Origin of the sequence: Enterococcus sp. E5-162 (genome assembly GCF_035725965.1) — a bacterium.
Taxonomy (GTDB): domain Bacteria; phylum Bacillota; class Bacilli; order Lactobacillales; family Enterococcaceae; genus Enterococcus_B; species Enterococcus_B lactis.
In genome coordinates, this window is sequence record NZ_JAPRFV010000027.1 from 1 (window position 1) to 8,285 (window position 8,285).

The 8,285-nt window shown below is 31.2% G+C and carries 4 protein-coding genes and 1 pseudogene; 2 read left to right on the forward strand and 3 right to left on the reverse strand.

The features are described 5' to 3' along the window. Nucleotides 1-639: 639 nt before the first annotated feature. The 3 genes and pseudogenes from OZZ83_RS14460 to catA form a co-directional block, all read right to left on the reverse strand. Complete coding sequence (locus OZZ83_RS14460; RefSeq protein ID WP_010706273.1) at nucleotides 640-1,839, reverse strand: MFS transporter; 1,200 nt, start codon at nucleotides 1,837-1,839, stop codon at nucleotides 640-642. Further along, nucleotides 1,839-3,320 carry a ribosomal protection-like ABC-F family protein gene (gene abc-f / locus OZZ83_RS14465; RefSeq protein WP_010706272.1) on the reverse strand — a complete coding sequence of 494 codons (1,482 nt, stop codon included), beginning with the start codon at nucleotides 3,318-3,320 and terminating at the stop codon, nucleotides 1,839-1,841. Before abc-f ends, OZZ83_RS14460 begins: the two co-directional genes overlap by 1 nt. 608 nt (nucleotides 3,321-3,928) lie before the next feature. Further along, nucleotides 3,929-4,648: pseudogene (gene catA, locus OZZ83_RS14470) on the reverse strand (type A chloramphenicol O-acetyltransferase). A gap of 208 nt (nucleotides 4,649-4,856) precedes the next feature. Between catA and OZZ83_RS14475 the strand changes: the two are divergent. Further along, entirely contained in the window at nucleotides 4,857-5,816 is a 960-nt protein-coding gene (locus OZZ83_RS14475) for an IS30 family transposase (protein ID WP_010706230.1), read from the forward strand. Between the two features lie 317 nt (nucleotides 5,817-6,133). Continuing rightward, nucleotides 6,134-8,092, forward strand: a complete 1,959-nt coding sequence (locus tag OZZ83_RS14480; RefSeq protein WP_010706231.1) for a hypothetical protein — start codon at nucleotides 6,134-6,136, stop codon at nucleotides 8,090-8,092. Nucleotides 8,093-8,285: the final 193 nt, after the last annotated feature.

An 8,285-nucleotide genomic window follows, 5' to 3' on the forward strand; every position in this document is an offset into this window, starting at 1 on the left:
ACGGCTACAATAATCACATCCTGCTGAAATTGCTTTCCTTTAAAAGGATTCATCGTCATTCCTCCTGCTATCTTTTTCTATTATTCTACCTTATTTGATAGTAGATTTAAAACTTTGCAACAGAACCCGAAAGATTATTTTGAGGATCTTAAAAAAGTCATATTGGATCGACAATCCTATTGGGAGGAAGTTGATCCAAGGCCACATGCTGTAGGTGTTTTAATCCGTAGGAAAAGATTGTCTTGGTACGAAGAAATTCTTCCTAAAATTGAAGAAACTATTGAAATGTTAGAAGATATTAAGGATAAAAGAAATTATATTGAATAAAACCGAAGAGAAACTAGTGTACTTGTTTACAACAGTTTCTCTTTTTTATTTGTCTAGCTTAATTTTACAATCGGCGCCTATAAAAAACAAGGTAGGAGCGCTCAATATTTATACGTTAATAGTCATAAGTCAAACTATTCTATAAAAGTATAGCGAAAACAAAATAAAAAATAACCCAAAAACTAAAAACCCTCTTTTTTTTGAGTTTCTAGCTTTCGGGTAAAAGTTCACATTCATTAGGACAAAAACTTTTTAGACTTTTTTATCTTTAGTTAGTAAGCTATGGACTCCTCATTTTCAAAAAAGGTATACTTACTTAATACTAAAGTACCCAATAATACTTATCATTAAACTAAAAGTCCCTGCAATTAGAAACCACGTATTTATTCCTAATAAATCAGTCATTGGACCAGCTAATAGCAATCCCAAGGGCATCGCTATACTCATGATGCTGCCATAAAAACTGAAAAAACGGCCCAACTTTTCTGTAGGAATCTCTTCTTGGACATAAGAGTAAAAAGGTATATTAAATTGATTCCCAAAACCACCCATTAAGAAAGAGCAGAACACAAATAGCCAAAAGCCAATAAGATTAACCGATGTAATACCTGACAATACAGTCACTATACTGATTCCTATCAAGCCATAAATACTTTGCTTTAATTTATTCTGTTTTCTATTGAGTTTTCCAATCACTATAGATCCTATAAGCATTCCAAAAGCAAAGACAAACTCAACGATTCCTCCATAAGCAGCTGATAATTTAAAATGACTTGTTGTCATCAATGGAAATAAAGAAGAAAGTGGCAAATAAAAGAACATCACACAAACACCAATAATGGTAACATTCAAAATTTTTCTATTCTGAATAAATTCTTTAAAACCTAATCTTAACTCTTCAAAATAGGGTGTTATTTCCCCAGATACCGCAATTTTTTTTATGTTGATTCTTCCGATAATAATACATGCGATTACCGCTCCTAAAGTATCAGTCATTAAAATGACCCATAATGGTACTATTGAATAAAGAATGGCTCCTATAACTGGACCTAGCATATACGCTCCAGATTGCAAAAATTGATTCCAACTATTGGCTTCCACTAATTCATCGACTGGAACTAAGGTCGGAACGATCGCTTGAATAGCAGGGGTATGGAATACACTTGCCACAGCTCTTAAAAACAACGAAATCAAAATAAACGCTATTTGTGGTTCACTTACTATGATAGAGAGTGAAAGAAGAAGTGCAACAAGCCCGGTAAACAGATCAGCGACGATAACAACTCGCTTTTTATCCATTCTATCAACCCAGACCCCAGCAAAGGGGCCGATAATAAGCTGTGGTAAAAAAGCAAATAGTCCTGCTATTGATAATACTGTACCTGAATTTGTTTGACTTGCAAGCCACCACATCAAAGCGAACTGGACTGCTGAACTGCCAATCAAGCTAATGGATTGACCTAAAATTAATGGAATAAATTGTTTTCGCCAATTTTTTGTTTGGTTCTCCATTAAAGAACGTCTCCTTTCATCAAAGAGAGTTTTTTATCAGTTATTTTCCAAATCTGATCAGCTATTTTTTCTACAAAGTAGTTATCATGAGACGTGAAAATTATTGTCCCAGGATATTGCTTAATGAATCCTTCTAATGCTTCTATTGTTTGGATATCGATAAAATTTGTTGGTTCATCTAAAATTAATACATTTGATGGTCGTACAAATAAACTAGCCATTGAAATCCTAATTGCTTCTCCACCACTCAAAGTATTAACTGGTTTTAAAATTTCTGTTTGTTTGAATCCTAAATTATTCAGAATTGATCTTACAGTATTTTCTGGATAATCAGTTTGTTTCATTAAATAATCAATCACAGGTACTGATCCGGTTAACTTATAATCCATCTGTTTATAAGAACTAAATATCACCTTTTTTGATACAATCATTCCTTCTGCTTCATTTAAAATAGAATGTAGTAATGTTGACTTACCGGTTCCATTGTCCCCGGTAATAGCAATTCTTTTCCCTAATGGAAATTGAAAATCCACATTGTCTAGTAATAGTTTATCTCCTGCATATAAATTAATTGATTGACCCATTATAGGAAAACGATTATAAAGTTCCAATGCCGAACTTGTTGGAAATTGTATAGGTTTAATTGTTTCTTTTTTTTCAATATCTTCCAAGTGATTGACTCTAGACTCTAATGCTTTAGCTGATTTTTGAACAGCTTTTTGCGCACTATCTTTTTGTTTAGAAGATGAAAGTCGATCTGGTTTAATATTTCTTTTTTTATTTTTTTCACTAACACTACTCATTTTTTTTGCTTGTTTTCTTTTTTGTGTTATCGCTTGTTCTAAACGTGTTTTTTCTTTTTCAACTTTTTCAAATCCTCTTGCTTCCTCTAACTTTTTCTGTTCTTTTTGTTTCATATAGTCACTGTAATTTCCAGGATATTCAGTAACCTTTCCATCTTCTATTTCCCATATCTTGTTTACTAACTGATTTAAAAAGTATCGATCATGACTAACGAGAATCATTGTCCCATAATAATAGCTCAATTCATCTATTAATAGTTGTATACTTTTTCCATCTAAATGAGTTGTAGGTTCATCCATTAGTAATCCCATCTTATAATTTGATAGCACTCTAGCTAAACGTAATTTATTTTCTTCACCTCCGCTTAGTACTTCGATCGTATTTCTCGGAATAGTGAATCGACTAATAAGTTCAGCGTTAAGATCATCAAATTCGTATAAATTATTGGTTTCTTCCATCTGTTTAAAGTAATTAAACTCCACAAATCGGTTAACTTCCCCTGAATTTGGTGATAACTTTCCTTGGATAAGATTCAGTAGCGTTGTTTTCCCTTGTCCGTTTCTTCCGACAATGCCAATTCGATCATTCTCATATACAGTTAAATATTTAATGGCTACTAGTTCTTTGTTTCCAAAATTTACTTCTATATTTTTTAATTCTAAAGATATATTTTTCATTATTTTGCACTCCTTAAATTAGGCCGTGCAATCAACAGATTTTTGGGTACACAAAAAAGAGATAGATTTCTACCTCTTTTGACAATTTCCATATCTATATTTTCTTAGATAAATAGAATTTGAAAAATAGACAGATTGCTCCCCTGTTTCTGCCAATATAACAGGACCTTTTGAATAATAGTATTTAATTATTATTTCAAAAGGTTAAACCACAATCTTATAGATGCTGTCATTTTCCAAATTCTCCTTTGTACATCCTATTTGTATACTAGATACTGCTCAAATGAACACGTATCTTTCTACCAACGTCTCATAAAGCTTAAAACATTTTTTTCAAATAGTCAAGTTATGCTCACCTATTATAGGTCAAGATAACTTATAATAGGTGATATGAAAAAAAATACTCTTGCTCCTTTTTCGCCATTCAAGGTAACTTCAATATAACATGAAATTCACATGGCGTTTTTTAGTTAGCGGTGGCTAACTTCATTATATAATCCACCGTAAAAAATATTATTAGTTACATTTGTCATTATAGTCTTAACTTAAGAGTTGTGGCATTGCTTATTACATATGTAATAAGCAATGCGTTTTGTGAAGTAGTACACTTAAATTAACGGGCAGGTTAGTGACATTAGAAAACTGACTGTAAAAAGTACAGTCGGCATTGTCTCATATTATAAAAGCCAGTCATTAGGCCTATCTGACAATTCCTGAATAGAGTTCATAAACAATCCTGCATGATAACCATCACAAACAGAATGATGTACCTGTAAAGATAGCGGTAAATATATTGAATTACCTTTATTAATGAATTTTCCTGCTGTAATAATGGGTAGAAGGTAATTACTATTATTATTGACATTTAAGTTAAACCCAGTAAATGAAGTCCATGGAATAATAGAAAGAGAAAAAGCATTTTCAGGTATAGGTGTTTTGGGAAACAATTTCCCCGAACCATTATATTTCTCTACATCAGAAAGGTATAAATCATAAAACTCTTTGAAGTCATTCTTTACAGGAGTCCAAATACCAGAGAATGTTTTAGATACACTATCAAAAATTGTATAAAGTGGCTCTAACTTATCCCAATAACCTAACTCTCCGTCGCTATTGTAACCAGTTCTAAAAGCTGTATTTGAGTTTATCACCCTTGTCACTAAGAAAATAAATGCAGGGTAAAATTTATATCCTTCTTGTTTTATGTTTCGGTATAAAACACTAATATCAATTTCTGTGGTTATACTAAAAGTCGTTTGTTGGTTCAAATAATGATTAAATATCTCTTTTCTCTTCCAATTGTCTAAATCAATTTTATTAAAGTTCATTTGATATGCCTCCTAAATTTTTATCTAAAGTGAATTTAGGAGGCTGACTTGTCTGCTTTCTTCATTAGAATCAATCCTTTTTTAAAAGTCAGTATTATTGTAACATAAATATACGCCGATTGTAAAATTAAGCTAGACAAATAAAAAAGCCATTCGTGGTACACTCAAAATGTATTTCCGACCAAAGAAAACATAGGAGTGATCACGAATGACCTACACCCATCTTACCACGGATGAATTAGTGATGATAGAGTCTTATTATCACCAAAATATTAAAGTCGCTAAAATTGCTGAGTTCTTGAAACGATCTCGAACACCCATTTATAATGTCATTCATTTCTTGAAAGAAGGCCATACGGCCCTCGATTACTACCAACAATATAAAGAAAATAAGAAACGGTGTGGCAGACAGAAAATCATCTTACCAAAAGAACAACAGACCTATATCAAGGAAAAAGTAAATCAAGGCTGGACTCCTGATGTCATTATTGGACGAAAAGAAATGATCATCAGCTGTTCTATGCGGACTCTTTACCGCCAGTTTAAAGAAAAAGTCTTCGATGAAGCTACACTTCCTATGAAAGGGAAAAGAAAACCCAATGGTCATCAAGAACGCAGAGGAAAACAAGCCTTCAAACGGAATATTGTTGAAAGAAAGACCGATTATCCTGACTTCGAAGAAGAGTTCGGTCATATCGAAGGCGACACTATTGTGGGGGCTCATCACAAGAGCGCCATCATTACCTTGGTAGAACGTCTTTCTAAGGTTATTATTACTTTGAAGCCCGATGGGCGGAGAGCCAGCGATATTGAAGCTACCATGGATCATTGGTTTAATGCCATTCCAAGGCATTTATTTAAATCGATCACTTTTGACTGCGGAAAAGAATTCTCTAACTGGAAAGCTTTAAGTAACCAACACGACGTTGCCATCTATTTTGCTGACCCAGGAACACCTTCGCAACGTGGTCTGAATGAACATTCCAACGGTCTCTTGCGAAAAGACGGATTGCCTAAGGCGATGGATTTCAATCTGGTGGACCAAAGTTTCATTTCTTCTGTTGCAGACAAACGAAACAACATCCCTAGAAAAATATTGAATTACCAAACGCCCTTGGAAGTATTTATGAGTTACATGAATAAAGATATTTTGTCTAGCTTAATTTGACAAATCAAAAAATTAAAAAAGGGATAAAAAATATGAAGATCGAATGACTTATCATGTAATCATGAATAATTTGAAGTAAGAGGAGCTAATCAAGAAGATATCTGAAGAAAAAGATGTGGCAAGAGATACTGTGTATAAGATTAAGAAATAATTTGAGATAAAGGAATAAAAAGAAATTATTACTTTTATTGTAACCAAGGAATAAATTAAATAATTAAATTTATAATATTAAAATAACTATCGTATAGAATTCATAAGGAATAATCACTATAATATGAGTAAGAGTATTATAATCATTTTATGGAGGGATTGTCTTTTTGAAGAATAAATTGGTTTCATATGCAATAATGACTGTAAATAATCGATATAACAGAGATTATTATTCTCTTTTTATACCATTTGTTGCAGAAACAATTAGATTAAAAGAATTTAAATACATAACACCGCAGATAATAAAAAAAGAAATTCAAGAAAAATATGACTTAGAAATTCCAACTGCTGTAATAAATCAAATATTTAATAAACTCGACAAAGAAAAACTTATTGAAAGAAAATATTATGCGGATCAGAAGAAATACTTATATCATCCTAATTACGAATTAATAGATACATCTAAATATAACATGAGTCAGACTACAGAATTTGAAGATAAATATGATGATTTAATACTAGAATATTGTAGTTATATTCAATTAGAGCATAAGATAACAAAAGATTCAGCTGAAGCTGAGAATGATATTTACAGTTTTATTGAACAAAATGAAATTGAATTTTTAAATGAAATAGATAAAAGAGACCCTGATTATCAATTTTATGTTTCTCCTAAAGAGGAAATTAAATCCTTTTACCTAGTTGCAAGTTTTATTAATCATTCGAAAAAGAACAATAATAAAATTTATAGCTTCCTCTTAGATATCGTTAAAGGAAACATGTTAAAGGATGTTCTTTTTTTTGATGGTATAGACGCATTACAAGAAAATTTTAAAAAGACTAGAATTTATTTTGATACTTCGTTTATGTTATACGCTTTAGGCTTTTCGGGTAAAGAAAGGCAAGTTCCATGTTTGGAATTAATAGATATGTTAAGAAAAAATGAAGCTCAATTATATTGTTTTAATCATAATGTAGATGAAATGACAAATATATTAACATGGACGAAACACAATTTGTACAAAGGTAGAGATGGGCATGATACTATAAAATTTTTTATTGATTCAGGTTACGCTCCAGAAGATATCGATATAATGATACATTCTATTCCTCAAAAGTTATTAGAAGAATTAAATATAAATATAGATTCAGAAGAATATACTGATAGTAGAATTTCTACCGAATTATATGAATATTTTACTGATGAAGCGGGATTAGCTGACGTATTAAGAGATAGTCTAAATTATAGGAAAGATTCTTTTGAACAAGCTTTAAATAATGATGTAAAAACAGTTAGCATGATTCTTAGAATGAGGAGTGGATATAAAACTTTAAACATTGAAGATTCTAAAGCTTTATTTGTAACAACTAACAAGACATTTGCAAAAACAGTCAGAGATTTTATGAAATCAACAGAAGTTAATTATATCCCTCCTGTATTGTACGATAGTATGTTAACCAATTTAGTTTGGTTAAAGGACCCTGGTTTGGCTCCTGATTTTCCACAGAAAAGGTTAATTGCTAATTGTTATGCTGCAATAACACCTACAGAAAGATTTTGGAAAAAGTACCTAGATGAAAGCGAAAAACTTTTTAATAAGGAAAAAATTATTACAAAAGAAGATTTGATAATTTTAAGGTATGCTAGCTTAGCTGAAAAAATAATAATGGACGAAACCAAGGGCGATGCAGAATTGATCGATTCAGAGACAGTAGAGGGCGTATTGCTTAAAATTGAAGAATTAAAAAAGAAAGAACTGGATGAACAAGCTAAAAAACATAAAGATGAAATACTTAATTTAAAAATGGAAAACGAGCGTAAAGATAAACTTATTAATAATATTAAAAAGGAAGAGAGTGAAAGAAAAGAAAATAAAGCAGAAAAAATAGCTAATTTAATAATTACAATAGAAATATTGGTTTTAGCTACCATTATTGGGGTAATATCCTTTTATGCACTAGATAAAGTAAATGTCTCTAATAATGTTCACTGGATATTTAGTCTGATTTCTGGGCCGTTCCTAGCAGTACTAGGATTTTTAGGAAATCATTTTAAAATATTTGACTTAAACCCCTATTTAGAATTACAAAAGAAAAAAATAAAAGTCTTTTTATATAAGTCATAAATTAATACTAACAAACTTAAACCAGTAATATAAGTAATGGCAAAGTATTCCCACTATTGTTAATTTGGTTCTGTTGCAAAGTTTTAAATAAAGAATAAAATCCCTTACGGTATCTATGATTTAAGCTGGGATTCCCAATAATACCTTGATTTCAGTACAGACCGAAAACCCGAAGAGAGTGCCTTCTTTTCGG

What these genes read in the sequence shown, in the direction of transcription:
- OZZ83_RS14475 (WP_010706230.1), top strand. Translation starts at nt 4,857, where the DNA reads ATGACCTACACCCATCTTACCACGGATGAATTAGTGATGATAGAGTCT.
- abc-f (WP_010706272.1), bottom strand. Translation starts at nt 3,320, where the DNA reads ATGAAAAATATATCTTTAGAATTAAAAAATATAGAAGTAAATTTTGGA.
- OZZ83_RS14460 (WP_010706273.1), bottom strand. Translation starts at nt 1,839, where the DNA reads ATGGAGAACCAAACAAAAAATTGGCGAAAACAATTTATTCCATTAATT.